Annotated in this window: 29 protein-coding genes; 7 read left to right on the forward strand and 22 right to left on the reverse strand. The window is 42.2% G+C overall.

The genetic code is table 11. The features are described from left to right. Positions 1 to 269 precede the first annotated feature (269 nt). Positions 270 to 4,100, reverse strand: coding sequence for a S8 family serine peptidase (locus NSQ49_RS09005; RefSeq protein ID WP_251283487.1), 3,831 nt, complete (start codon positions 4,098 to 4,100; stop codon positions 270 to 272). Between the two features lie 595 nt (positions 4,101 to 4,695). Between NSQ49_RS09005 and NSQ49_RS09010 the strand changes: the two genes are divergently transcribed. Both NSQ49_RS09010 and NSQ49_RS09015 read left to right on the forward strand, forming a co-directional pair. After that, on the forward strand, positions 4,696 to 4,884 hold the full coding sequence (locus tag NSQ49_RS09010) for a hypothetical protein (RefSeq protein WP_251283489.1): 189 nt from the start codon (positions 4,696 to 4,698) through the stop codon (positions 4,882 to 4,884). A gap of 23 nt (positions 4,885 to 4,907) precedes the next feature. Then, positions 4,908 to 5,549, forward strand: coding sequence for a pyridoxamine 5'-phosphate oxidase family protein (locus tag NSQ49_RS09015; RefSeq protein WP_251283490.1), 642 nt, complete (start codon positions 4,908 to 4,910; stop codon positions 5,547 to 5,549). A 153-nt stretch (positions 5,550 to 5,702) separates the two neighbouring features. On the opposite strand, the gene NSQ49_RS09020 is transcribed toward NSQ49_RS09015, so the two are convergent. From NSQ49_RS09020 to NSQ49_RS09055, 8 genes are all read right to left on the reverse strand, one after another. Beyond that, positions 5,703 to 6,137, reverse strand: coding sequence for a dual specificity protein phosphatase family protein (locus NSQ49_RS09020; protein ID WP_159862247.1), 435 nt, complete (start codon positions 6,135 to 6,137; stop codon positions 5,703 to 5,705). A gap of 72 nt (positions 6,138 to 6,209) precedes the next feature. Beyond that, a complete protein-coding gene (locus NSQ49_RS09025; RefSeq protein ID WP_159862248.1) occupies positions 6,210 to 6,458 on the reverse strand; it encodes a PepSY domain-containing protein in 249 nt (82 codons plus the stop codon). Between the two features lie 175 nt (positions 6,459 to 6,633). After that, a complete protein-coding gene (locus tag NSQ49_RS09030) occupies positions 6,634 to 7,077 on the reverse strand; it encodes a GNAT family N-acetyltransferase (RefSeq protein ID WP_159862441.1) in 444 nt (147 codons plus the stop codon). Positions 7,078 to 7,143: 66 nt separating this feature from the next. Further along, on the reverse strand, positions 7,144 to 7,767 hold the full coding sequence (locus NSQ49_RS09035) for a GyrI-like domain-containing protein (protein WP_159862249.1): 624 nt from the start codon (positions 7,765 to 7,767) through the stop codon (positions 7,144 to 7,146). Positions 7,768 to 7,871: 104 nt separating this feature from the next. Further along, positions 7,872 to 8,336, reverse strand: coding sequence for a hypothetical protein (locus NSQ49_RS09040; RefSeq protein ID WP_236566109.1), 465 nt, complete (start codon positions 8,334 to 8,336; stop codon positions 7,872 to 7,874). Beyond that, positions 8,333 to 8,530, reverse strand: coding sequence for a hypothetical protein (locus NSQ49_RS09045; protein ID WP_236566110.1), 198 nt, complete (start codon positions 8,528 to 8,530; stop codon positions 8,333 to 8,335). Before NSQ49_RS09045 ends, NSQ49_RS09040 begins: the two co-directional genes overlap by 4 nt. A gap of 29 nt (positions 8,531 to 8,559) precedes the next feature. Next, positions 8,560 to 8,787, reverse strand: coding sequence for a hypothetical protein (locus NSQ49_RS09050; protein WP_159862250.1), 228 nt, complete (start codon positions 8,785 to 8,787; stop codon positions 8,560 to 8,562). A gap of 136 nt (positions 8,788 to 8,923) precedes the next feature. Beyond that, positions 8,924 to 9,571, reverse strand: a complete 648-nt coding sequence (locus tag NSQ49_RS09055) for an NAD(P)H-binding protein (RefSeq protein WP_159862251.1) — start codon at positions 9,569 to 9,571, stop codon at positions 8,924 to 8,926. Between the two features lie 165 nt (positions 9,572 to 9,736). On the opposite strand from NSQ49_RS09055, the gene NSQ49_RS09060 reads away from it, so the two are divergent. Beyond that, positions 9,737 to 10,222, forward strand: a complete 486-nt coding sequence (locus NSQ49_RS09060; RefSeq protein ID WP_159862252.1) for a pyridoxamine 5'-phosphate oxidase family protein — start codon at positions 9,737 to 9,739, stop codon at positions 10,220 to 10,222. A 185-nt stretch (positions 10,223 to 10,407) separates the two neighbouring features. On the opposite strand, the gene NSQ49_RS09065 is transcribed toward NSQ49_RS09060, so the two are convergent. The 7 genes from NSQ49_RS09065 to NSQ49_RS09095 all read right to left on the reverse strand — a co-directional run bounded on the left by NSQ49_RS09065 (position 10,408) and on the right by NSQ49_RS09095 (position 13,178). Further along, positions 10,408 to 10,551 (reverse strand): hypothetical protein, encoded by a 144-nt coding sequence (locus NSQ49_RS09065; protein WP_201306452.1) that lies wholly within the window; start codon positions 10,549 to 10,551, stop codon positions 10,408 to 10,410. Positions 10,552 to 11,103: 552 nt separating this feature from the next. Continuing rightward, positions 11,104 to 11,526, reverse strand: a complete 423-nt coding sequence (locus tag NSQ49_RS09070; protein WP_159862253.1) for a VOC family protein — start codon at positions 11,524 to 11,526, stop codon at positions 11,104 to 11,106. 43 nt (positions 11,527 to 11,569) lie between these two features. Further along, positions 11,570 to 11,785, reverse strand: a complete 216-nt coding sequence (locus NSQ49_RS09075) for a hypothetical protein (protein WP_159862254.1) — start codon at positions 11,783 to 11,785, stop codon at positions 11,570 to 11,572. 32 nt (positions 11,786 to 11,817) lie between these two features. Then, positions 11,818 to 12,093, reverse strand: a complete 276-nt coding sequence (locus NSQ49_RS09080) for a hypothetical protein (RefSeq protein WP_251283492.1) — start codon at positions 12,091 to 12,093, stop codon at positions 11,818 to 11,820. Between the two features lie 42 nt (positions 12,094 to 12,135). Beyond that, a complete protein-coding gene (locus tag NSQ49_RS09085) occupies positions 12,136 to 12,483 on the reverse strand; it encodes a GNAT family N-acetyltransferase (protein WP_311315897.1) in 348 nt (115 codons plus the stop codon). Between the two features lie 15 nt (positions 12,484 to 12,498). Beyond that, positions 12,499 to 12,654, reverse strand: coding sequence for a hypothetical protein (locus tag NSQ49_RS09090; protein ID WP_311315898.1), 156 nt, complete (start codon positions 12,652 to 12,654; stop codon positions 12,499 to 12,501). 212 nt (positions 12,655 to 12,866) lie between these two features. Then, complete coding sequence (locus NSQ49_RS09095) at positions 12,867 to 13,178, reverse strand: hypothetical protein (protein WP_236566111.1); 312 nt, start codon at positions 13,176 to 13,178, stop codon at positions 12,867 to 12,869. 190 nt (positions 13,179 to 13,368) lie between these two features. On the opposite strand from NSQ49_RS09095, the gene NSQ49_RS09100 reads away from it, so the two are divergent. The 4 genes from NSQ49_RS09100 (at position 13,369) to NSQ49_RS09115 (ending at position 17,837) form a co-directional block, all read left to right on the forward strand. Next, positions 13,369 to 14,994 (forward strand): ATP-binding protein, encoded by a 1,626-nt coding sequence (locus tag NSQ49_RS09100; protein WP_159862256.1) that lies wholly within the window; start codon positions 13,369 to 13,371, stop codon positions 14,992 to 14,994. Next, positions 14,987 to 15,682, forward strand: a complete 696-nt coding sequence (locus NSQ49_RS09105) for a response regulator (RefSeq protein ID WP_159862257.1) — start codon at positions 14,987 to 14,989, stop codon at positions 15,680 to 15,682. The genes NSQ49_RS09100 and NSQ49_RS09105 overlap by 8 nt, the downstream gene beginning before the upstream one ends. Before the next feature lie 258 nt (positions 15,683 to 15,940). Next, positions 15,941 to 17,263 carry a CitMHS family transporter gene (locus NSQ49_RS09110; RefSeq protein WP_251283493.1) on the forward strand — a complete coding sequence of 441 codons (1,323 nt, stop codon included), beginning with the start codon at positions 15,941 to 15,943 and terminating at the stop codon, positions 17,261 to 17,263. Positions 17,264 to 17,366: 103 nt separating this feature from the next. Further along, positions 17,367 to 17,837, forward strand: a complete 471-nt coding sequence (locus NSQ49_RS09115) for a tRNA (cytidine(34)-2'-O)-methyltransferase (protein ID WP_159862259.1) — start codon at positions 17,367 to 17,369, stop codon at positions 17,835 to 17,837. A 144-nt stretch (positions 17,838 to 17,981) separates the two neighbouring features. Here the strand turns inward: NSQ49_RS09115 and NSQ49_RS09120 are convergent, their stop codons facing one another. From NSQ49_RS09120 to NSQ49_RS09145, 6 genes are all read right to left on the reverse strand, one after another. Next, positions 17,982 to 18,269, reverse strand: coding sequence for a hypothetical protein (locus NSQ49_RS09120; protein ID WP_251283494.1), 288 nt, complete (start codon positions 18,267 to 18,269; stop codon positions 17,982 to 17,984). 619 nt (positions 18,270 to 18,888) lie between these two features. Continuing rightward, positions 18,889 to 20,406, reverse strand: coding sequence for a DHA2 family efflux MFS transporter permease subunit (locus NSQ49_RS09125; RefSeq protein ID WP_159862261.1), 1,518 nt, complete (start codon positions 20,404 to 20,406; stop codon positions 18,889 to 18,891). Positions 20,407 to 20,467: 61 nt separating this feature from the next. Then, entirely contained in the window at positions 20,468 to 22,801 is a 2,334-nt protein-coding gene (helD, locus tag NSQ49_RS09130) for an RNA polymerase recycling motor HelD (RefSeq protein WP_251283495.1), read from the reverse strand. A gap of 390 nt (positions 22,802 to 23,191) precedes the next feature. Then, entirely contained in the window at positions 23,192 to 23,755 is a 564-nt protein-coding gene (locus tag NSQ49_RS09135; protein ID WP_251283497.1) for a DUF402 domain-containing protein, read from the reverse strand. Positions 23,756 to 23,911: 156 nt separating this feature from the next. Continuing rightward, the gene (locus NSQ49_RS09140) at positions 23,912 to 25,309 is read right to left on the reverse strand and encodes an MFS transporter (protein ID WP_236566130.1); all 1,398 of its coding nucleotides are present in this window, start codon (positions 25,307 to 25,309) and stop codon (positions 23,912 to 23,914) included. Positions 25,310 to 25,631: 322 nt separating this feature from the next. Next, on the reverse strand, positions 25,632 to 26,171 hold the full coding sequence (locus NSQ49_RS09145; protein ID WP_159862263.1) for a PadR family transcriptional regulator: 540 nt from the start codon (positions 26,169 to 26,171) through the stop codon (positions 25,632 to 25,634). Positions 26,172 to 26,191: the final 20 nt, after the last annotated feature.

Consider the following 26,191-nt stretch of genomic DNA (forward strand, 5'->3'; position numbering starts at 1 on the left):
TCTTTAACTACATAAAAATTCGCTAAATTGCGGAGAAACCCTTTTATACAAACGATACCCAAAATGTCACGTTCCTATGAAACAAATGCCACCTAAACATCTACCAAAACTCAAAACTTTTCTTTTTCAAGGTTAAATGTTCTATTTGCATGATTCTGATTCGATTTAGCACCGATCTATTATTAGAAGGATGCCCCATCCTATTTCAAAACTACTCCCCCAAAAAAGAAAACCCGGCTCCACCAAGGAAGCCGGGTTTCCAAATACTATTACTTATCTTTCTTTCCATTCCCTTTACCAGGCTTTGCCGGGCCATCAGGGGTTTCGTTATTTTGCGGAGGCTGTTCGCCTTTTTTCAGCTTGTACAGTTCGACCGTCTTGGTTGTTTTGTTGCCTGCCAGGTCCTCTGCTTCAAACGTGAAGACGTTTAAGCCTTCCTTCAATGAGAGTTTAATCTTTTTGAACTCTTTTTCAATTGGTCTCATTGCGTATGGTTCCTGGAACTCCTGGTAAAATAGCTCGCTGCCGTCCTGATAGAAGCGGAGCTGGTCAAAATTATCTGTCACTGTGATGTTGATGACAGGGTCTTTTTTGTTGTGCTTAATGTATTTGCTTGAAGGCAGTCCATCGATTTCGACAGTCGGACCAGTCGCATCTACGATAATTGTGCGCTTGAAGGAAATTGCATTATTCGCAGTATCAACGGCTTTCACTTCCAGGCTGTGAACGCCATCTTCAAACGTCATCTTTGTTTCAAACTCATACTGGCCTTTAGCTTCATTGTACTTGGTTTCAATTGGAGTTCCAGCAATGGAGAATTCCTTCATGCCAGACTCTTCTTTAATCGTTCCGCTGACAGTCAGTTCATTCGTGTTATACACTTCAAGTGCCTCAGGCTCTTCAAGGTACACGTATGGAACGGTCTTGTCATTGCTCACTTCGCCCACTTCCACAGTCGCTGCTGATGAGTTGCCGGCAAAGTCATAGGCTACAACCTTAACATTGGTGCCAGCTTCCAACTCTTCCGGAAGTGTGAATTCTTCGGTATCTCCGCTTAGCGCTTCATCCAGAATGGACTCTTCCTCTACGAAAATATCAATATACGAAATGCCGGAGCCTTCAGGGTTATCAGCAGCTTCAATCTTAAGTGCTGTGTTGCCTTCGATCAGCTCAGCCTGAACGCTTGGCGCAGCCGTGTCCACTTTTACAGGGATTTTCACGGATTGCCATTCTGCCCCTGCATAGTCGATAACAGACTTAATTTCAAAATAATACTGTCCATCCTGTGCAAGCTGGTTGCTGATTTTTCCATCCCAGCCCCAAGACGGGTTAAGCGTGTATGTTGCACCACGGCCGCCATCGTAATAATGCTTGCGGAGGCTGTTTTCCGTGCGCAGCTTGCGCAGCGTTTTTCCATCCTCATCTGTAATCGCGAATTCTACTTGTTTCGCATTTCTAAGGAACGAAAGAACCGGAATTAATTGATCCTGAACTTTGTCCCCATTCGGAGAAATCGCAATGGCTTCACCGTTGAAAGAATCATTTACCGGGTCGTATCCCAAATATGTGTAGCTGTCTGCTGACTCAGAAACAGCTCCTGCCATTCCGTAGAATGAACTGTCATCATACTTCATGCCGTCAAGGATCGGAGCTTTATCCCAATCACCCTTGAAGCCTACATATGGAACCGTTAACTGCGGGTTCACATCAGCTGAATCTGTCAACGTGACATAACCTTCAACAAAGTATCCATTAGGGAATACCTCGTTAATGTCAAGCGGAGTTTCCCAATCTCCTGTCACTGAAGGTTCTACCACTTTTGCATTGCTCACATCCACACTTACTTTAAAGCTTACAGATCCATTCGCAGGAACGGTTACCTCTGCTGAATCCTGGCCATCCACTTTTACAGAAGCATCTAAAATCTTCTGAGCTTCAAGCTCATCTGCTGCCCAGCCCATCTCTCCATAGGCTGCAAAGTCAGTCTGAAGATTAGCCGCCACATCATATGCTACATCTTCATCACTGAAATTTTGTGCTTTTAACGTGAATTCAAACGTATTGCCAACCTCTTTTAAAGCTACTTTCCCTTCATTCGTTGATGCCTCCGTCACAATCACAGGAGAAGACAATGCCGAATGAAGCTGCATGATGCCCGATCCCTGGCGGCGTGGAGAATAAGGGATATTCCATTCAAATGCACTGTTTACGGTTCCTTTATCAATAACCGGTGCTGCTGTATTCATCATCAGGTTCTTCGCAACGCTGACACGGTCAAAGCCGGTTACGCCAAACTCGTTATCCACGCGCTCAAGAACAAGTGCTGCACCACCAGAAACATGAGGAGCTGCCATGGATGTACCGCTCATCATTCCGTACTGGTTATTCTCAAGAGTAGAATAAATTTGTCCGCCTGGAGCTGTAATTTCAGGCTTGAAGTCCAGGTTAGGCGTTAATCCCCATGAAGTGAAGGCGCTCATTTTGCCTGCTTCAGGGTTTGCAGATTTCGTCTTTTCTCCGTTGAACGTAAGATTGACTGTCTGTCCATCCTGAAGAGCTGCTGCCAGCTTGTCACCATCATTTTTCAGCATGAACAGCTGCGGGATGGTAATGGACGGATCACTTGCCATGTTGACATATCCGTCTGCATTGTTGTAGATAATGACACCAAGTGCTCCAGCTGCCTGGGCATTGACCGCTTTATCAACAAATCCCAGCTCTCCGCGCTGAATTAATGCGTATTTCCCAGCAACTCCGGAAAGCTCTTCAGGCTTGCCCAGTCCGCCGTATGCCACTTCAAATGTTTTCTTTTCTACATCGTTCGGGTGAACATTTGATGCTGATAGGAATGCAGCTTTTCCAGACTCTTCACCGAATTGGTAGTTCACTGCATCCAGATCCATGAAGCTATTTTCAATGGATGCAACCTGCAGAGAATCATAGGATACACCAGGTGATCCGCTGACACCGATATCGGGATTTTCACTGCTTGGATTCGCAAATCCATTTCCAAAGTGAGCAGAGTTCCCAGCAGAAATAGACATTAAAATGCCGTTTTCAACTGCTCTGGCAATCGCTTTTTGCTCAGCTGATTCAGGGCTCACAAAACCAGCTGTAGAACCAAGGCTCATGTTTAGTACATCTGCACCAAGTACGATCGCATCATCAATTGCCTTTACATAAATATCGCTGTATGTAGAAGGCATATTCGGATCATTTCCGAATACTTTAAGTGCAAGGATCTGGGCTTCAGGGGCGACCCCTTTAATACCGCCGTTTTCCTCATCGCCATTTGCTCCGACAGTTCCGGCAACGTGCATTCCATGCATGGAAGCATCCGGGCCGATATCGCGGATTGTGTCATTTTCATCCATATAATTGTATCCATATGGAACTTTTTCAGAATAATATTTTCCTAGAAGGCCATTATCTTTTTTAAACTTGTTGATTTCGGCCTTCGTTAATTCTTTTTCAGTGTCGCCGGCTAAAACCATATCGCGGTGAGAAGGATCCATTCCGGTATCAATGACGCCGACTACCATTCCCTCACCTTTAAATCCATAATCACGCCAAGCTTCCTGAGCCTGTACGAGCTCTTTGCTGTAAACCATATCCGGTTTTTCCTGCGGCTTTTCGTACTCGTTCACCACTTGTACCTCTGCCACTTCCGGCATTTCTTCTACAAGCTCAATGTCGCCATACATCATTTCAGCACTAAAGCCATTTACGATTGTAGTAAAGCTTTCGCGTTCAATCATCTTCACTCTATTCTTTTTGGCGCGATCCTTTACCTTCTGCTGTTCAGACAGCTTTTCATTTTTCAGCTTCTGCTTTGTTGCATCTGGAAGTTCTTTATACTTCTTCTTTTGCTTTTGGGCATAAAGGACAGAAGGCTCTGTCTTCATCTCCACTATGACTCGGACAATATCTGTTTTCTTGTACTGCTTGTCCAATTCACTTTTCTTAATTTCCTGGACGGTCTTGCGGTTTTCATCTCCCTTGGTGCTCGGTGATTTTTCAGGCAGCACAGCCCCCGACACCGAACTGGAGAAGATTAGCATGAACATTAATAAGGCCACTGCTGATCTTTTAATCCTCATCCCTTACCTCCTAGTTCTATTATTCAGAATTTTTTTAATACACTATAAAGGTAACAAAACCAAATTTTTCATATAAGAATCAAAAGACCCGATTAACAGCTTTCGAAATAGGGAATTAGAACTATTTTCACGAAAAATGATGTTGAATATTTTCATAATTTAACTGAATATGAGATTTATTGTAAGTAAAACAGGACAGTGGAGCATGTGATTTGTCACAGATGGACGTGACAGAATTTTATCAGGCTCCACTGAGAAAAGAGGCATAACCAGACAGCTGAACTGCCGTGTTATACCTCTTGAGTTTCCTTTTCTAAAAAAAGCACTATAAATGGATATTTATGTTAAAATATTACTTACACATCCTTATGCTTCAGCCTATTCAGTATCTCATGATTCTGCTTAATGATATATTCCTGCTCTTTCTTTATTTCGTGCTGTCTAAAAGCAATAAATAGGAAAAAACATAAACAAATAAAACAAAAAAGAAGCCAGAATACCTGCACAGCAAAAACCCCTCTACTACCTCCCATAAAGTATAAAGTCATTTTAGCATATAAAAAACCTTAACCTTCTAAGGAAAGCGGTGAAAATAATGAATAAGAGCAAACGAACTTTACTTAGCCTGTTCTCCATCCTATTTTGCCTTGCCCTATTTGTGACTGGAATCCGTTTTGCTGAAAAAATACCTTTCCTTACTGTACTGGGAATTCTGGGACTCTGCGGAATCTATTTTGTCGTGTACCGGCTTGTCAAAACAACCGTGGAGATAAAAAAATCATAAAGCATGATGAAAAGGAGATACACATGAGTACAAAATATAAAAACCTCATAACCACAATAGGAGAATTTGCTTCTTTTCGGGAGGAAATCGGCCAGCCGAGTGCACGTGCCGCGGCCAAAGTCATCCCTTTCATTGATGAGCATTGCATTGATTTTATTTCCAAATCGGCTTTTTTAACCTTGTCCACTTCAGATGCAGCCGGGAAATGCGATGTTTCTCCAAGGGGTGATTCCCCAGGGTTTGTGACAGTTCTTGACGAGCAGCATCTTTTTATTCCGGAACGGCCGGGCAATCGAAGAATGGATACCGCTCATAATCTTATAGAAAACCCTAATGTCGGTCTTCTTTTTCTCATACCAGGGCTTGGCGAAACGCTAAGAATTAACGGCAAAGCGTACATATGCCGTGACCCCGAGCTTTTAGAAAAGAGTATAGCCAATGGCCGCACTCCCTTATTTGGAATTTTAGTAGAAGCAGAGGAATGCTTTATCCATTGTGCAAAAGCGTTGATCCGATCGGGATTATGGAATGTGGAATCATGGCCTGCAGAGGAAGCCCTGCCTTCCGCTCCTGCAATGCTGGCAGCACATACGAAACTGCCGAATGACACCGTTGAACTGGTGGAGAAGGATCTTCAGGAAAGTTATAAAAAGAGATTATATTAAGGAAAAATTTTTCGATGCGGGAAAAAGAAGCTGAACTGATTTCTGATTGAAAAGAAGGCAGCCGCTTGGGGAAAAACTTAAATTTCCGGCTCTTCTGCCAGATAGAAGCTAAGCGTTATAGTGACTACCTCGAGGGTAATATTTAGGCTCTTCTTAGTGGCCTAAATAATTTTCGTATTGTTTAAGCAATCTCATGTAATCAGCCGGCGGTTTTATGTCCGGCTTTAATTGTTTAACGAGTTGAATGGCAGGGTCACGCTTTAAACCAAATCTTTGCATATAATAAGCAGTAATAACAAAGCCCAACCGCTCTTTGCCTATAGTATCATGGATTAAAATTCTATAGTTTAACTCCATTAGATGGTTTAACTGATTCATAAGACTGAGAACCCAATCTAAACTCGGAGCCACCCGAACATTAAGCGGGGCCCAAATCATAATTCTATTCGTAAAATCAAAAGGAGGCTGATCCGGTTTCGTTCTTAGATTAACAATTGCGGTTATATTGTTTTTAATAAAGTCCCAGTCTGCAGCAGTAATCTTTCCGCCTATATAGAGCCTTTGAGGAATCATTTCTACAAAACTCATTTTTGACTCACCTCTTTCCATCTCATAGAGAATGAAGCGGCAGTCAAGGCTGCCTCCTTTTGAAATTGAGTGTTAATCAAAATCATGTTCTTCTTCGATTTTTAACACTTTACCTGTTTTTGCAGCAATCTCGACCTCGAATATTCTGTTATCCGCTGTTAAAATGAAAACCTCATAAACTAACACACCATTTTCTAAATCCATATCTACATGCTGAATTTGCCCAGGTACGTTTTTCAGGGCGATTTCCTGAGCCTGCTCCTTCGTAATTCTCTGTCTATACACTGGTCTGGGGCTGCCATAATAATAATTTTCATACATTCGGATATTTCCTCCTCGTCAATACATAGATCAATCTTTTTTATCCATATGTATGTGACAAACTAAAAGTGCTATTCCATTCCCCTTTTTACCTAACCTTGATTTATTCAAAAAGAAAAAGCCGCCTGATTCGGCAGCTGGATCATATAACGCTATTTATAACACTTTCCATATTTTAAAGGCATAAATAATGAGTGGAATTTGAATACAAATTTCCCTTTGCAAATCCAAGAGAAGTATAGAATGTATCCCCTTGTTCGGTATCTGTATTAAGCACTAAAACCTTATAAAAGTTTTTTGCATCGGAAATTAGCTGATTTACCAAGAGTCTTCCGAGGCCATTCCTTCGATAACCCTTGGAAACATAGAACCTTCTCAGCCGTCCAGCTTCATTTGAAAATGGATCTATATTAAGCCCTCCAATTGCAATTAGTACACCCTCTTTGTTAAACAAACCATATAAAGACTCCCCAGGTTTATCAAAGTTATTAGTGTCATCTTCATATTCATTAACTAATCTTTCAAGAAATCGAAAACCGTCTTCTTTGCTTTCCTTAACTAAATGGTGTAAGTCAATATCAAACAGGCTTTTTAATTGCTTCACTATAAACTCTTCCATATTTCCCTCCGAAAAAAGCATTCTCAGGAACCCCCTTGGTTCCTGCATAAGCCTGCAAGATTTCTATTATTTGGTTTTCACTTTATATCTAAGAACTGTCTTCAACTTTGCCGGTTCTACTTTTCTAGCGTCTGAAAGATAAATCTCCCTGTGTTTGAGTGTAGCAATTTCCAGCTGATTTTCCTCTATGTATTCCTTCATTTTTCTAAAGCTTTGCGGTTCCTCATCATAAGAGCCGATATGAAGCATTTGGACGGATAGGCCATCCTCCATGGATTCAAATGACACTTCATCAATAAGCGGATTGGGCTTCTTTTTTCTTACGCTTTCAATCGCCCTTTCGACTATTTCTTTTGTCACAAAGTCCGGCTGTCTGATCATAATGGTATAAAGTAATTGATCCTTATCAAGGGTATCTAACTTTCTTCCCTCTTCTGTTAAATCCCAAAGTCCTTCTAATGGATAGACGGTATATTCAAAGTATCCTTCTGGGGTATACCCTTGCCTTGGCATCATTCTGATGGCATATGCAATGGAATAAAGAACTTCTATCCTTCTGGAAAAGTCCTCACTATTGGGATTTCCTTCTCCGTCTATAGTAATAAATTTTTGCTCTGGCACCGTTACGACTTCAGGTTTCTGTTTCGGCAAATACAGATTCTTTTCCTGCTTTCTCCATTCAAACTTCATGGCCGCAGCTCCCTTCTATTCAGCAGTCAATCACTCATTTTTGTATCGTATTTAGAATACCATTTTAACAGCTTATATCATCCCAGGCCTATGTGAAAAATTCCTTACTTCTCTCCCTTTTCCACCAGCTTAATTTCATCAATTCTCCACTTTTCCTCACTCTCAAATCGTCCTGGCGCCTTAACCATAACAAATTGATAATTCTGTTTGATATCCTCTGCCGTATGATAGGTCAGTAAAATTTTATCCTTTTCAACTCTAAATGCTTTTAGGTCAAGAACTGCATTGGGTACCCATTCAAATCCTTTTTCATTTAAAAAGAACCCACATGGGCAGCCTCCTCCTCGCTCGCTTGTATAGGATCCACCCCCGTCCTTTAGGGCAATAAACCTATTTGCCTCCTCAAATGTTTGTACGGCCTTGTAAGAGTCAATCGCCTTTACCGCGGCAGTAAATTCCGTATAGTCAATCGCAGCCCGCAAGGATTCGGTTTCCTTCTCCAGCACCGAGATCCTTTCTTCAAAAACTCTATTTTCCTTTTTGGTCTCATCCAGCATTTTAGCTTTCATTTCATATTCATTTTTGATACTTCGACTTCCTCAGCCAGCCGGTCCTGTTCCTTACGCAGCTCCTCAGCCGCATTTGAATTATTTAAGCCATCCATGATAGCCAAAACGGCAATTATCAATAGAAGAAAAAAAGCATATGTTTTATAGTTTTTAATAACTTTCCCTCCCATCCCAGCCGGGCACGGTGCATGCAAAAGAAGCCATTCCTATCGGAATCGCTTTTCTACCATTTATTATTCCGCCTATTTTGATATTCACCCCTGAAAAGATAATCGGCACTTTTGCCTGAGCTCCATTGGGACAAAAACGTGGAAATGCTCATAAGTATCCCGCCAATTAGAAAACCGGCCATATAATAGCCCATAAAAATTAAAACAAAGGAACCTATAAGGGTAACTATCATGATCGTCAGCAGCCAATTTTTCAGTTGCTCTTTTCTTTCATGCTTCAATCCCAGTCCCACCCCTATCAAACATCTATTTTAATAATTTTCCAAATATTACCTTTATTTTAACATAAATTTCCTGCTAAAAGTGTTACAAAAAAAATAACTTTGACCTGTTGGACAAAGTTATCAGAACGATATCTTAACTCCCGGCACATTCCCGAATCGCATCAGCAGCAAGCGTAAAAATGCCGCTTTTTGGCGGTTTCAAGGATTGGATCATGGCTTGAGCCAATTTTTCTGTCGGCATCGGCTCCTGAGACCGAAGCAGTCCGAACCGATTAAAAAACTGTACGGCTTTTATTCCCGCCACCTCCATGGTACGATCACTGTTTTTTCGTACCAGCACAGGCGGCCTAAGGATGGTCACGCCAGGAAACCCTAATTCTTTTACGGCTTCTTCCAGCTGCCCCTTCATCCTTGGATAAAAGAAGGGAGAATTAGGCGATGAGCCTCCTGAGGAGACTAAAACATAATGGCTAACATGGTTTTCCCTTGCGATACTCGCAAATTGGTACTGGTAATCGTAATCGACTCTCCATTGTGCCTCTTTACTCCCCGCAGCCTTCAAGGTTGTGCCCAGGCAGGAAAACAAGCAATCGCCCCTCACTAAATGCCTCCATTTTTCCGGCTGATCAAAGTCAATCACATGCACTTTTAATTTTTCATGCTGGATAGAAAGATCCCGCCTGACAAAAACATCTACCTGACGGAAATGCTCATCCTCCAGCAGCAATTCCAGCAAGTCCTTGCCAGTTGCTCCCGTTGCTCCTATTAATAATGCGTGCATTTTTTTCTCCTTATATTTTCATAGTTTTTTTTATAAGAATTATATAACATGTTTCCTCAAATATAAGACATAACGGCTTAACTTCTGATTCAAATTGGCCATACTCTGAATAAATGCTGGAACAAAGGGTAATATACCTCTATAACACATAATGAGGTGATGGAAATGTCTAACATGATAAATCAAGAAGAAGTAGAAACATTACGAGAGTTAATCAAAGACATAGATACGGCCATGCTGACCACAGTAACGGAAGAAGGGCTTGTGTCCCGTCCTATGAAAACGCAGGAAGTAGAGTTTGATGGTGACTTATGGTTTTTCACGAAAAAAGAGACTGCTAAGTATGAGGAAATTCTGCATGATCAAGATGTAAATGTGGCTTATGCAGGCAAATCCTATGTGTCTGTCCGCGGCAGAGCGGAAATCGTTGAGGATTTAGAAAAGAAAAAAGAATTATGGAGCAAAGCATACGAAGAAATCATGCAGACGTCTTATGATGATCCTAACGTTGTCCTTATCAAGGTAAAAGCGGAAGCGGCCGAATATTGGGAGACTGGCAATTTTACGAAAAAAGCAGCGTTTCTCTTTAAACGCATGACAGGGCAAAACTCTCAATCGTCAGATATTAATGAAACCGTTGAATTGGATTAATAAAGCAGAAATGGATTGTCTGGAATAGACAATCCATTTTTGTATGCCAGAACTATGCCGATTATGACAGCCACGCTTTTTTTGCGAGAATTGTATTTTCTCAGTAGATGAACAACACAGCACATCACCAGCATGGCCTGAATGGCGCACACACTATCAGGCCATGTAGTGAACTGCCCCAGCTCTTAGGCATTAGGATTGGAAATTCCCTTATCATCAGCAGCTCCATTTTCAAGGATTTCCTTAATTTCACCAGCATCGCCTTTGGCATTAATAATTTCAAATATCTGATTCAGTCCTTCACTCGTTTCCTGATCTTTGTCTTTCATTTTGGATCCCTCCAGTTAATAACCTTTTACTATAGGTTTTCCAGACTCTCCATTTGTATCCTTTCTGATACTTTTTTTGCCGCTTGCTTCCCATATTCCTCTCTATATAAGAGTATTTGATTTATTTAGTTCGTTCTATAATTAAAAAATTGAAAGGAAAATGATGAGTAAAGCCATCACCACAATGCAATAAGCAGAAAGAGATTTTTTATTATGACGAAACTCTTGAATACTCCAAAGAATCAAATTCATTGCAATCAATAGGTTAATTATTTCGATTAATCCATCATAGCTGTCGTGTATAAAAGGCAAGTATTCCTAATAAAGCAGCTGCTAACGCGAATCAAATCTGTATTTTATCCATCATATTACGTTTTTTCATCGTCTCCTCCCTTCCATTGAACGATATTTCAATTAATCTCTTTATCGTTTTATGTCTCAATTGGTAATACAGGCTACAGAGAGAATAAGTTTCGGTTACGATAAACCTCCCCGCAAATAAAAAAATCAGCCTGGACAGTGGCTGATTTCAACCTGAAGGACCTCGACTCCTCACTTTTTAGAAAAGAGGTATTTCTCTTTGAAAGCTGGACTTAATTCACTCCAAACATCAAATTTATTGCCATCTAAGTCATAAAAAACAAAATTCCTTCCAGCGTGACCTCTGTCTTCAATCTCACCAACTCTCAGTCCATTTTCCTTAAAGTCTCTATGTATGTCTTCTAAGGCATTTAATCCATTCACCTCAAATGTTAGCGAAAAACGCTCGTTGCCATGAATATCATAGAAATTGGAGCTTTGATCCCTATTGGATTTCACAAGAAAGATACTCTGATTGGCAACGTTTAAAATGGCTTTGTCCTCATCTTTGTAGCATAGCTCTGCCCCTAATTTATTTACATACCACTCAGAGGAAAGCTCTACATTTGTTACGGGTATATAGGTAGTGCCTACTCTTATTAATTTCTCGCTCATTTTCGTCATCTCCCCATATATTTTTTAATAAGATCGACCAGGTTTATTCATTGCTTGTGTTATCCGTCCTGGCACGCTTTATATCAAAGAAACCGATAGCACCACAAATCAACACACCTAAGCTAAAAAAAACAGTAAGCACCCAATTATTACCCCAGCTGTTGATCATGCTCAATAAACAGCTGAATGCAACAGCAGCAGCTCCGTATTTCGCACGCCATTTTTCTAGTTTTGAAGGGTTAACATTACTCAAAATCACTCAACTCCATATGAGAACTTCCACCATGAACATCAAAGCAGGGAAACAAGGAACTCCATAAAGAAAATAGACAGAATAAAAACAGGAATGGCGATAAGTATTTTATTTCGCAGCCTAATATCTTCAAAATGTCTATGTAATTTGTTTATTACGATAAAACCAATGATCAGAACAGGTACACTGATACATATGGCTATTAAATCAACACGGGTAAAGGGTCTGCTGATGTATTGATCCAAAATGAAGTTTAATACAAGAAGCGCTGAAAATAAAACGAATTGATAAAGGCAAAATTTAATGTATAGCATGGATGATTCCCCTAGTTGCATGACCGCCTGATTTTTTTGAATTTATTCCTTATTGCTTAAAGTATTAATATTATCCCAGCCGTAAACAAGTTCCTTAAGTTTCTTTCCTGCAATTTCAACTCCAACCTTATCGATGGCCTTACCTCCCATGGCCTCATAAAATAACGCGGATTTATTATCCGCTAAAACAAAAACGAGCATAGTGTTCATCCCTAATTTCCTCAATTCCTTCATTACCGAATTAAAAAGGGCCTTGCCTATTCCTTGCCCCTGGAATTCCTTCAAAATATAGATGGCATTGAGTTCTCCCTGGTATCCTTTGTATTTCCCGCTTCTTTCTTTGCCGCAGGATGAAAATCCAACAATCTGTCCTTCATCCGTTTCTGCCACAATAACACTTCCCTTTTAGATAATATAAATCCATAACTCTTCACGGCTTTGATAGGATAGATTCTCCAAAAAATTTTCTGGAATAATATCTTTGTATGTAGTTCTCCAGCTGTCGACGTGTACCTTTGCAATTCCTTCTGCATCAGATAATTCAGCCGCCCTTATCTTCATAAAATCCCCCTTTTTTCCATTCGTTCAATCCAGATTACAGTGAATCATTATTTCGGGGCATTAATTTTATTAAAGCTGCTATACAAGACGCTCCCAGCAGTTTAAGTATGCTGTTACCTATAATAGAGTCATCAATGGTTATACTCATGAACAAACTGTCTGCTAATAATAGAATCATAATGAACAGAGTTCTCATAATGTAGCATCAACCCTTAATCTGCAGGCGGAATAACACCTGAAACAAGAAGAATAAACAGCAGCAGTCCAATGGAGAAAAAAACGATGGAGGAAGTGAAGACAGGACCTCTTCTTAACACAAATACTTCCCTTTTTTGGATGTAGCCTGTTTGAGCGCTAGCCTGTGAAGAACTGAAATCTGAAATGACCCCTCCACTGCTTGAAAAGTAAAAGCTTAAGCCGGCAAAAGCCATCCCGGTAAAAAACATAACCTCAATGAACCTTACAGAGAATGTGGAAGCAACAAACATCGTTACAGCCGCTTCAACCAAAAAAGTAAAAAGCAATATAATAAAATATCTTGTCCGAATGTCTTTCTCCTCCTTTTTTAGTAACCTAGTACTATATTAATTTTAACATATTTTTACAAAAGTTACTATATTCTGAAAATAGAGTGCGTGCGGGTAAACTTTACCTTGCCGAATGGAAATGCCTCCTTTAATCTAGTAATAAATAAAATGGCCAGAGGTGTCCAATGTGTCCAAACCTTTTAAATTAAAACGGCCGGGGCTTTTCGGGCAAATGGTTCTGCTTGTTCTTACTGTCCTTATCCTTTGCATACTGCTAATCATCATTTCTTTTTCATCAATTATTGATCAAATGATTGAGAGAACCACTGGACAGCAGGCGCTGACCGTTGCGGAATTGGTTGCTGAAAACGATTCTATTATTGATGCGTTTGATACAGAACATCCAGCAAAGATTATACAGCCGATTGCTGAGAAACTAAGAAAACGGACAGGTGCGGATTATATTGTAATAGCAAACGGGGAAGGCATCCGCTATTCCCACCCCTACCCGAAACAAATTGGCAAAGTGACAGAAACAAGCAATGATGCCCCGCTCGCAGGAGATTCTGTTATTTTCATAGGAAATGGCGTCTTAGGGGAAGCAGTTAAAGCGAAAACACCTATTTATGATGAGGAGGGCACCATTATCGGTGTTTCTTCCGTTGGCTTTTTAACAAATGAAGTGGAAAGCAAGATCTTTACTTATCAGTTGCGGGTAGCTGCCTTCGGCGGACTTGCCCTTCTCATTGGCATACCAGGGGCATTTTATATTGCACGCCGAGTCAAAAGGCTTATATTTAATTTGGAGCCGGAAGAGATCTCCCACGCTTTTTCTGAAAAGCAGGCCATTCTGGAGTCGATTGGGGATGCCACTCTTGCCATCAGTCCTTCATTCCATGTTTTATCAGCCAATAAAAAAGCGCGTGACATTCTGGGGAAACATGCAAAAGGCATACTGACAGAGCCTCATTTGAAAGCGCTTATCGGAACTGCATTACAGAATCCGGACCGATTAATTCAGGAACAAGTGCTCATCAGCAACTCGATCTATATCGTAGACATTTCTCCCATCACAGCGGAGGAAACGGCCATATCAGGTATAGTGCTGACTATCCGCCCCTTCTCTGAAGTAGAAGATCTGGCGAATGAACTTATTGAGATCCGGCAGCACGCAAACCATATTCGGGCACAGACCCATGAATATTTAAATAAACTGAACACATTAAACGGACTCCTGCTATTGGAGCGCTACGAAGAGGCAAAAGCATTTATGAAGACGGAAGTGCAGGAACTGCAGCAGACTGTCACCTTTTTAATGACTACAATTAAAGATCCTTTAATTGTTGCCGTTCTTCTTGGGAAAGTGAACCGGGCCAAAGAAATGAAAGTTTCGTTCACCTTTGATGAAAACAGCCAATGGCTGGACTACCCTGACACCATTCAAAGCGAGCATGTCGTTACTGTAATTGGCAATTTGATCGATAATGCTCTTGAAGCATCTTCTGAATGGAAAGGACAAAACGCTGCTGTCCACTTATCCTTCACAGACTATGGAGACGAGCTGGTTATGGATATTGAAGACAATGGCAAAGGCATGACTTCCGAAGAAGAAGCCTACTTTTTCACCGAAGGAGCCACAACCAAAAACCACCCGCAGCACGGCCTGGGCCTGACAATTATGCAGCACGCATTGAACCGCCTTGGCGGGGAATGGTACCGTACTGACCGGCCAGAAGGCACATGCATGACCATCGCCATTCCAAAGAACAAGCCTGAATACACCACCGCGGAGGAGAGAGAAAATCATGACTAACCCATCAATTGGGGTGCTTATCGTTGAGGATGACCCTGTCGCTTCGTCTGTATATGAACAGCTTATTCAGAACAGACAGGATTTCACTGTGATAGGGAAATCTCAGACCGCTTCAGAAACGATTCAGCTGCTGAACGCAGTTACACCTGATTTAATCTTACTTGATGTTCACCTGCCGGATGCAAATGGCATTGATTTGCTGTTTCAGATCAAACATGAACATTCCCATATCGATATCATCATGATCACCGCTTCAAATGATGCTAAAACCGTACGAGATGCCATGCGCGGGGGAGCCTACAGCTACCTGCTGAAGCCTGTAATGGTTGAAAGCTTTTTTTCTACCTTTGAAGAGTACAGCCAAACAAGGCAAGGCAGACAAACCAGTTCTCATATGGAACAACATCAAATACAGCGGCTCTTTCAGAAAATCCCCCCTGCATCAGAGGCAAATCAGGAATCCAAGGCTTTGCCAAAAGGCATCGACAAACATACACTGCGAAAAGTGACCAAAGCAATTGGAGCTGCTTCCACAAGCCTGAACGCTGAAGAAGTAGGAAGGCAAATCGGTGCAAGCCACTCCACGGCAAGGCGCTATTTAGAGTACCTGGTTTCCATCGACCTGGTAGAAGTGGATATTGTCTACGGCAGTGTGGGCCGTCCCGAACGCCGATATAAGCAACACTAGCAAGCCCTCTTATAAGGGGGCTTGCTTTTATTTTTTGAGAATAGACCTCCTGCCGTCCTATGTCTAGGAGCAAGCTCCATCTTCCCACTGAGACTTAGACATATTCCAGTTTATTACCACCCCTATTTTTCATAGAAAATATGAAAATTATGAAATTAATATGTTTTATGTAAATTAAACAACTAATCTGGTCTTTCAGGAGCCCCCCTGTTAAAGTGATTCAAAAGGAAGCGCTTACAAATAATAAGGAGGGGTTTTATGCTGGCAATACTGGGATATTGTATGGTTGCTGTTTTTATGGCTTTAATTATGACGAAACGAATGTCTGCCCTGTTGGCATTAATTATTGTGCCGATCCTGTTTGCTTTAATTGGCGGGTTCTATACAGGGATTGGCGATATGATGCTGGAAGGGATTAAGCAAGTTGCTCCAACAGGCGTGATGCTCGTGTTTGCTATCCTGTATTTTGGCATTATGATTGATGCTGGCCTGTTTGATCCAATTGTGAATACGATTTTACGGATTGTTAAGGGGGATCCTCTAAAAATAGCCCTCGGAACCGTTGCTCTCGCGTCGCTGGTAGCTCTTGACGGAGATGGAACAACAACGTTCATCATTACTGTCACAGCCATGCTGCCACTATACAAAAAGCTGAATATGAATTTATACATGCTGGCAACGCTCGCCCTTCTCTCCATCGGGGTTATGAACATGACACCCTGGGGCGGACCGACAGCGAGAGTCATCAGCTCTCTGCAGCTTACAACCGAGGAAGTATTCCTTCCGCTGATTCCTGTAATGGCAGCCGGCATTCTTTTTGCCTTTCTTGCTGCCTGGTACTTTGGGATAAAGGAACGCAAACGAATTGGAATCCGCTCAATGGATGATTCCGCTATCAGGGAGCTTAAGGCTGCAGAGGAACAGATAGCTGCGGCTGTCAGCAGAGAATCACTTGCAGATTTGCAGCGTCCAAAGCTAATTTGGGTAAATGCAGGACTGACAATAGCCCTTCTGATTGCCTTAATCGCCGGATTGCTGCCGCTCCCTGTACTCTTTATGTTAGGCTTTGCAATTGCTGCGATGATTAATTACCCAGACCTTGTACAGCAAAAAGAACGTGTTGCCGCTCATGCTGGCAATGTCCTGGCAGTTGTCGCGCTAGTCTTTGCTTCTGGTATTTTCACAGGAATCATGAATGGAACTGAAATGGTGGATGCAATGGCGACAGCACTTGTTCAAGTCATCCCAGATCAATTGGGAAGCCAGCTGCCTTTAATTACAGCGATCACGAGCATGCCATTCACGTATTTCATGGCGAACGACCCTTATTATTATGGAATTATCCCGATCATAGGGGAAACGGCTGCCAGCTACAATATTCCTATGGCTGAGATTGCCCGTGCATCAGTGCTCGGCCAGCCTGCTCACGTGCTAAGTCCGCTCTATGCAGCAGGTTACCTGCTAGTTGGAATGATCGGCATTGACTATGGCCAGAATCAGCGCTTTGCATTAAAATGGGCAGTTGCCTCTTCCCTATTTATGATTATGGCTGCGATTGCATTTGGCGTTATTTCAATTTAATATCCTTAATGCTGGTGCGGATAATGAATTTATGCTGTTTTCACCCCGCAGCTGATCCTATGCTATAATTTGAAGGGTAAAATAAACATAGAGGTGACAACCCTTGGCCATACATGTCGTACTTTATCAGCCGGATATACCGGCCAACACCGGAAACATTGCGCTGACTTGCGCCGCAACGGATACAGCTTTGCATTTGATCCGGCCGCTTGGCTTTTCGACAGAGCCGGAAATGATCAAACGGGCAGGCTTTGATTTCTGGGACTCTGTGAACATATCGTATTATGATTCCATGGATGAATTTTTCTCTAAAAACCAGGGAGAGTTTTACTATATAGAAACCTTTGGTGAACAGGCCCATTCATCCTTTGATTTCAGTGATGTCTCAAAGGAGCATTATTTTATGTTTGGGAAAGAAACAACAGGCTTGCCTAAAGACTTGCTGGAGGAAAATAAAGACCATTTCTTAAGAATCCCTATGAATGGCAATGTCCGATCGCTCAACCTATCGAGCACAGCTGCGATATTGGTGTACGAGGCATTGCGCCAGCAGGGGTTTCCGAATATTAAATAACCATCTTCCCTGCTGGAAGATGGTTTGTTTTTGCTCAAACAGTATCAAATCTGATTCAGCCTCCCAGCGCCTTTCACCTTTATTATCGCATAAAAAAAGCTGCACAATGACAGCCCAGAATCCCGCTTTCTCTCTATGACACCCTCATTTTTCCGGCTTCAGAATCGTCCTTTGCAGAGGAACTCCTCCCATCGAAACATTGCGTTCTATGAATATATAGGTCCGGCCGTCAATAATGAATTTTCGATTTCCAATATAACTGACCTCTCTCCCTTGATTCACAAGCTCATTTTGGATAGCTTCTATATATTCTTTAAAATCCACATACCTCTCATCAAAATCAATCGTGATATGATTTTTTCGATATCCCATAAGCCAATTAAAACCAGCCAGACATAGGCCGAGTATAACCAAAAATAGTATGAGTTTCATCTCGGGGCTTCACCTCCCTTTAATAACTATTTTACGTGAGAGAAACTCATTGGTTTCATGTAAAACAAATTTGACTAACTCATATTCCAAATACTAAAAAACAGAGGGTCTCATGAGTTCCTCTGTTTTCATAATTCCCCCTCCATCAGCTGGGCCATTTGCTTGGAATTGGGATCATTCTCTTTTTATAAGGCTCTTTTCTAAAATTTTTTTGTTTTGGTTTGTGAATTCTGTCCGTTGATTGCAGCGAAAGGCACGCAGCGAACCCGCGGAAAGGAATGCGAGCCTCCTCGGCTTCGCCTGTGGGGTCTCACACTTCCCTCTCTACCCGCTGGACATTGAAAAAGTATCTTCGAATGAACACCGCACCAAGAAAATGCGTCAGCATTTTCGAGGATCAAGTGCCCGCACGAAGATCCAACTCAGCAAATTAAACTAGGTTATGAAAAAGCAACAAACTTTACGAAAACAGCCTTTTATAAAACATTTGGATCCACTTGCTCCCTGCTTACTTCGCATAGCTTTTGTATCTAATCGGCATCATCTCCACTACTCAATTTTTAAAATAAAAAACCGGGAGGCACCTGATCTGGATGCCACCCGGTTTTTTCTCTATTGATTACTCTTTAACAGTCATTTCCTCACCTGTTTGATTCTCATGATGAGGTTTCACTCTCTTAATAAAGAAAGCAAGAATAAGTGCAATGACCGCAATCAGGGCAGAAATGAAGAAAGTAAAATTAATGCCATTCAGCATCGCTTCATTCATGATCTGCCGCTGGATATCAGCTGCAGCCTGTGCAGATGGCTGTGCACTTGCACTCATATTGGCCAGTGTGTCAGCTGCCAGCTCCTCTGCTTTTTCTTTCGTACGGTTATTCATGACGGTAATCAGCAGGGCCGACCCAATGGCGCCTGAAACCTGCTGCAGCGTATTATTCATAGCGGTTCCGTGCGGGTTATTGATCGGCGGCAGCTGATTCAACCCATTTGTCATGACAGGCATCATCACCATTGACATCCCGAACATCCGGAAGGTATACAGCAGAACAAGGGTTGAATAGGCCGTAGTCATGCTGATTCTGCTGAAGTAAAAAGAGGTTACAACCGTAATGGTCAGTCCAATCACCGCTAAAACCCTTGCCCCATACTTATCAAATAGCTTCCCTGTAATTGGAGACATAATCCCCATCACAATCGCTCCCGGCAGCATCAAAAGACCCGAATCTATCGGTGAAATGCCGCGGATGGTCTGTACATAGATCGGCATCAAGATCATTGCCGAAAACATGGCGACAGCTATCACGATTGAAATGGCCGATGACAGGGCAAACATCGGATATTTGTAGATGCGAAACTCTAGCATTGGATCATCCATCCGGAGCTGTCGGAGTATAAAAGTAACTAAAGCAATGGCCCCAATTACAATCGTCCCGTATACAAGAAGGCTATCCCATCCTTTTTCCCCTGCTGAGCTAAAGCCATAAAGCAGCCCGCCAAATCCGATGCTTGATAATACCAGCGAGATGAAATCAAGCTTAATCGCTCTCTGCGGTGTGATGTCTTTTAACTTAAAGACGGCAAAAACTACGGTTAACAGAGCAATAGGCAGAACAAGATCAAATAACATTCTCCAGCTGTAATGTTCAATCAGCCAGCCGGAAAGAGTCGGCCCGATCGCTGGAGCTGTAATCATAACAAGCCCAAACATCCCCATTGCCGCCCCTCTTCTTTCAACCGGAAATGCGGTTAGCATGACATTCATTAATAATGGCATCATAATCGCTGAGCCTGAAGCCTGGATCATCCGAGCCCCTAATAACACACCAAATGCAGGGGCAATGCTTGCAAGGAATGTTCCCAAAGTAAACAGTGACATGGCTGTAATGAATAACTTCTTATCAGAAAATCGCTGAATGAAGAACGCACTCGCCGGTATTAAAATTCCGTTAATCAGCATATAGCCTGTAGACAGCCATTGAACGGCCGTTGCGTTCACGTCAAATTCCGCCATAATGGATGGGAGGGCTACGTTCAGCAAGGTTTCATTCAAGATCGCTACAAAAGCCCCGATAAATAAAATGGCAATCATGCCATATGGCGGTTTATTTTGATCTGCTTTGGTTTCCTGCTGCATATAGATCAAACCTTCTTTCTATGTTAAATATAAATTTGCTTATCGGATACATCCGGACGGATCAGCCCTGAATGAAGCCATTCCGAAGTGCATTGTGCAAAAATGAGCTCGGCTCCCCTGCGCTATAGAGCTGCAATTCATGCATAGCCCTGGTGCAGGCGGTGTAAAAGACCCGGCGCAGACTTTCATTCCCATACACACGTTCAGAAGCATCATAAATGATGACAGCTTCAAATTCGATGCCCTTGGATAAATACGAAGGTACGACAACCACGCCTTCTTCATATTCTGTCGAGTTGCTTTTCAAGAGCTTAATGCCATCGATGCCGGACAGAGCCTCATAAGCCTTTGCACTTTCTTCAGCTGACTTGCAAATAATAGCTATGCTTTTAAGCCCCTGGCTTCTCCAGTCAGCCACCTTGGAGGCAATGCTCTTATGCAAATCGGTATGATCGGTTAATTGCATCAGCTCAGGCACCTTTCCACCACGATCAAAAGGAATGATTTCTTTCCCGTTCGGAACCAGTCTGCGCGTGAATTCGATGATGGGTTTAGTCGACCGGTAGCTCCTCGCTAAATTAATCAGCTCTGTCTGATCCGGCCCATACAGGCTGGTCAGTGTGTGAAAATCAGCGGTTTCGCTCGCATGGGCGAAGATTGCCTGATTAAAATCACCTAGCACGGTCATCTTGGAAGCTGGAAACAAACGCTTTAAAAACTCAAATTGAAACGGAGAATAGTCCTGTGCCTCATCCACTACAATGTGTTTGATCGCGCTATTCGTCTGAAATCCTTGAATTTGCTCCTTCACATATAAAAAGGGAGTCGCATCTTCATAGCATAATCTGTCTTCATCAAGCCTTTCCTGTGTCGCCAGGCAAATATCCTTCCATTCTGAAGGCACCTCCTCTGCCCATTTCTGAATCCTTAGCGGATCAGCAAAGAGCTGCTTGTAAATCGCCTTTATGTCAATGAAACGCATGCTCCTGATTTGTTTTCGCAGCGGCTTGAATTTTTTCCGGACAATCAGGCGGGCTAACGCTTCAGGCTCGATTTCATAATCATGTACCGAATCCCCTGTAAAGCCGCGTTTTTTCGCAAGATAGGCATGCGCCTTATGGTACTCCTCATTGCTGAGCAGCTCGATTTCCTCCTGTACCCACGGCTGATTCCTTTCAGCTTTTTCCGCTTCCTTTATACGCTTGCCAAGCCATTCCGTCAGCTTCTCAAGTCTGTTATGGAATCGGAGTGAGGTATCGCTGCTGTAGAATCGGTCAGCCATTTGCTGAGCAGTAACGATTGGCTTGCCCCTGAAACTGATATCCTTAAAGATAATGCCTGTTAACTCCAGAGACGTTAAGTAATCATTAATCGCCTCAAGAAAACGAACAGATGCCTTGAATTTAATGCCAGCTACCCTAGCTTTGTACTCAGGGGTTTCCGCTGCAGTTAAGACATACTCTAATTGCTCATATGGATTTTCGACAGTAAATTCTTTCCCCAGCCGGTGATCGAGGTATTCCTGGAAAGTAACCTGCTGCATGTTCTCTTCCCCCAGTTCAGGCAGCACATTGGATACATAGCTGTTAAACATCGAATTGGGAGAGAACAGGATGATCTGATCAGCATTTAGATTTTCCCGATATTTGTAAAGCAAATAAGCAATCCGCTGCAGGGCAGCAGATGTTTTGCCGCTGCCGGCTGCCCCGTGAACTATTAGCAGCCTTCCCAGATCATGACGGATAATCCGATTTTGATCCTGCTGAATGGTTGCAACGATATTATGCATATGCTTATCAGTTCCCTGGCCGAGAACCTGCTGCAGAATTTCATCCCCAATGGTAAGGCTCGTATCGAACATCGATTGCAGTTCACCCCGGCGGATCAGGTACTGCCACTTTTTCTCCAATGTGCCCTCAATTGTGCCTCCGGGCGTATCATATTTTGCCGGCCCCGGCTGGTAATCATAATACACACTTGAGACAGGTGCCCTCCAATCGTAGATAAGAAAATTTTCTCCACTCTGATCCCTCAGGGTAGAGATTCCTATATAGACGGGTTCAAGATCGGAAGAGTCTTCCTCCCTAAAATCGATCCGGCCGAAATAGGGCACCTCCTCCATTCGGCGCAGGGTGGACAATCGCTTCGAAGCATGTCTATGGGTGCTTTGGCTTACAGATAGAGCCTGCGCTTCTTGTCTTAAGCCAATAATCGTCTCCAGATAATCATCAAACGTATCCGTATTCACCTTCACTTCATCCCAAAAGTGTTTGCGGATATGAACTACTTCGTTTTTACGTCTGGAGGTTTCTTCTTCCAATCTGCGGACTTCCTCCGAAATCGTCTCCATTACACCATCCAATCGTTTTTGCTCCTGCTGAAGTTTTGAATCCATAGCAAACACTCCTTAAAAAAATTTTATAAAAAGGTTGACAAACGAATTGATTGCATTATATAATTAAGATAGGGAAAATATACTTTTATTTAATTAAATAATGCGTATCTATATAAATTTACCACAGGGCATTCTCTTTTTCAATGGTTTTTACATAATTTTTTTTGTCGAATCCACACTAGCCGTTTTTAACGTTTCCAGCGTTAAAAACGGCTAGTTTTATTTTTCATAGTTTCCCGCCTAATTAGACATTGGTTCCCTCCTGCCCATTCCTAATCGTATTTTTATTTCCCCTCATTAAGACTGCCGGCTGCAGGTCTATTCTTTTCCTTCAGGACCTTTTTTCTAAAGTAAAAAGTCCGCCTTTTGACTCCTAAGGCGGACTAAACTTTATTGGCGATCCTGCAGTGATTTACCCTGATTTTTCTTAAACTTCTCGATCATGGCTGCAAAATTCTCATGTGCATAAATGCCTTCCGATTCTGAAATAGCCCCATAAAGAACAGAATCTAAAGATTCCTTTAATACGCATAAAGACTGCTGAACAGCACCACTCTCAAAGCTCTCCAAGGACTCAGGTAATTCATCCTCATCTAATATAAAAATACCTCCATTCGGAAGCACTAGCATATCGATGATTAAATCTTCAAATGAAACCATTCCATCGGTGATCACTGTATTTTTTACAACGTTAAAATAGGAGCCTAAATAGCGGCCTTGAGCATCTCTCCAGAAATACAAATTATATGGGCGGTCCTCCCAGTAATAAGCAATCGTATAGCTCCCTTTCGGTATAGTTAATTGAGTTTGACCTGCTATCATTGTAAAGGAATCTTCTATTATATGAAAAAGCACCGCACGATGATTTTCTGCTGTCAGCAGCATACAATGATGTTCCACAATTTCGGAATCGTATCGTATCTTTCTTTCTATTATTTCATCCCCATACATCATTTATTGCTCAAGTCTCCTTTTATAAATTCATTCTGTCCAATTGGCCCATTGTTCTGCGGACCATTTACGCTCGTTATTATAACTTATTGTACATAGAAATAGAAAAAGCTTACTCCATCCAGCTAATTTAATAGCCTGGAGTAAGCTTTTAATACTTTAGTGTTTTTGCAGTAAGCTGGTCAGCAGCCCCTTATCCAGGCTGCCTTTTCCCGTTCGCTTAGCCTCGTCATGCCACCAGTTGGCTTTTTCCGGGTTTTCGAGGACTTCTTTTATCTCACTCGGATGCTCAACAACTGGCGCGGAGCCGCGAAGCGACCTGCCTGCAGTCTCTCTTACAAACAGGGTGACAACAATAATTCCAAATGCACACATGCCCATCAGGTAAAATGCCGGCACCATATTATTATCAGTCACACTTACCAGCCATGCCACAAGCAGCGGCGTCGTTCCTCCAAAAAGGGATGTCGCCGTATTATATGTGATGGCAAGTGCACCGTAACGCACTTTCGTGAAGAATAAAGAAGGCAGTGTAGCCGGCAGGGACCCCTGCAAGGTGGACAGCGTCGCACCGAGAATCAGCAATCCAAAAAAGGCCGCATATATATTGCCTGAACGAACCAGCATGAATGCAGGGATGCTTAGGACAATTGCCCCCAATAAACCTGCTTTTAATACTTTGTTCCTCCCATATCGATCACTCAAGCGTCCCATTGTTAATACCATTGGAACCATGGCAATCATGACAAGCACAAGGAGCAATAACCCTTTTTGCTCACTGTAGCCAAGTTCCTCGGACATATATGATGGCATATACGTAAGAACGGTGTAACTCATCACATTGTAAAAAATTACGATGCTTGTACAAATTAACAGAGCCTTCCAATGCTCAGCAAAAATCTCTCTTAGGGACGAATGTTCTTTTCTTTCTTCTATCGTTTCATTCATAGCCTCAAATGCTGGAGTCTCATCCAAATGGTTGCGGAAGTAGAAACCGATGATGCCAAGTGGTGCAGCAATGAAGAAAGGTATTCTCCAGCCCCATTCCACCATTGTTTCACTTCCAAGAATAGATGTCAGCAAGGTGACAAGACCGGCACCCGCAATAAACCCTACCAGTGTTCCAACCTCTAATCCACTTGCCATAAAGCTGCGATTTTTATCGGGAGTGGTCTCCGCAATGTAGGTCATTGCCCCCGCATACTCACCACCCGTTGAGAAACCTTGAACGAGTCTGGCTAATAGCAATAACACCTGAGCAGTAATCCCAATGGCTGCAAAACTAGGTATTAAACCAATACTAAGGGTGGCAGCCGACATCAGAATCATAGTGATTGCCAGGACATTCTTCCGGCCAATGCGGTCACCCATCATTCCAAAAAACATACCACCGAGCGGCCGTGCTATGAAAGCCACTGCAAATGTAGCAAAAGCATATATAAGCTGAAAGGATGGATCAATTTCCGGGAAAAAAACTTTTCCGATTGTAACGGCTAAGAAGGAGTAAATACCAAAGTCAAACCACTCCATCGCATTCCCGAGCGATGTACCCATCATAGATTTTTTAGCGACACTGCTGTCTACTACCGAAATATCTTTTTTCTCTACGGATCTTGGTTGTTTATTCACATTTTCCCTCCTAAATATTATTACACTAGAATAATTGCTTAATGGTTTTTTCCCTATCTCTCATCTATTAAACAATACAAATATTGGTAATAATCAGAAATCTTAACACCTGCAACTCCATTAAACAAAAAAGCTGCCTATTGGCAGCCTGCTGATCAATGGTGGTTTTAAGCGACCATATATTATAGATATTGGAATTATAATGCTGATAGTTACACCTTAGCTTTACAGAGATATCAAAAGGAAACAATCATATCTTCCCTTCTCTAATCTGCCCAATCAGCTTCTCCATCCAAAAAATAGCATGCTCCGCTTTGGTTGACACGTATCCGCCCAGGAATTCAATTAGCTGTTCATTATCTTTGTCTTTTTCAATTAGCTGTTCAAAACTTTTATAATACTCCCACTTAGCCTTGGCACTCTTTAATTTTTCTTCAAGGATTGCAGCTGCTTTGTCCCGGTCTACGTATTCGAGGTTGGCCAAACCCACCATCATTTCACCGATCGTATCGGCTTTTTCAAACAATTTGTAAATTTTCCTCGGCAGTTCTTCCCGGCCGTTTGCGGTGATCTCGAATATGTGTTTATCCGGGCGATGCTCCTCTTTCATAATTTCAACTGCTTGAATCAAGCCTTGTTTCTCTAAAGAATCAAAATGGTAGTACAGCTTGCTCTCTGTTATTCCTGCGAGCTGATCAAATGGAATGGGTTCTGAAAGCTGCTTTTTTATTTTATAAGGGTAATTCTTACCTTCCATCAGTTTCGTTAAAATAAATATTTGAATGGTCATCCTTTATACTCCTTCAAGAG

Source organism: Cytobacillus sp. FSL R5-0377 (genome assembly GCF_038004385.1).
Taxonomy (GTDB): domain Bacteria; phylum Bacillota; class Bacilli; order Bacillales; family Cytobacillaceae; genus Cytobacillus.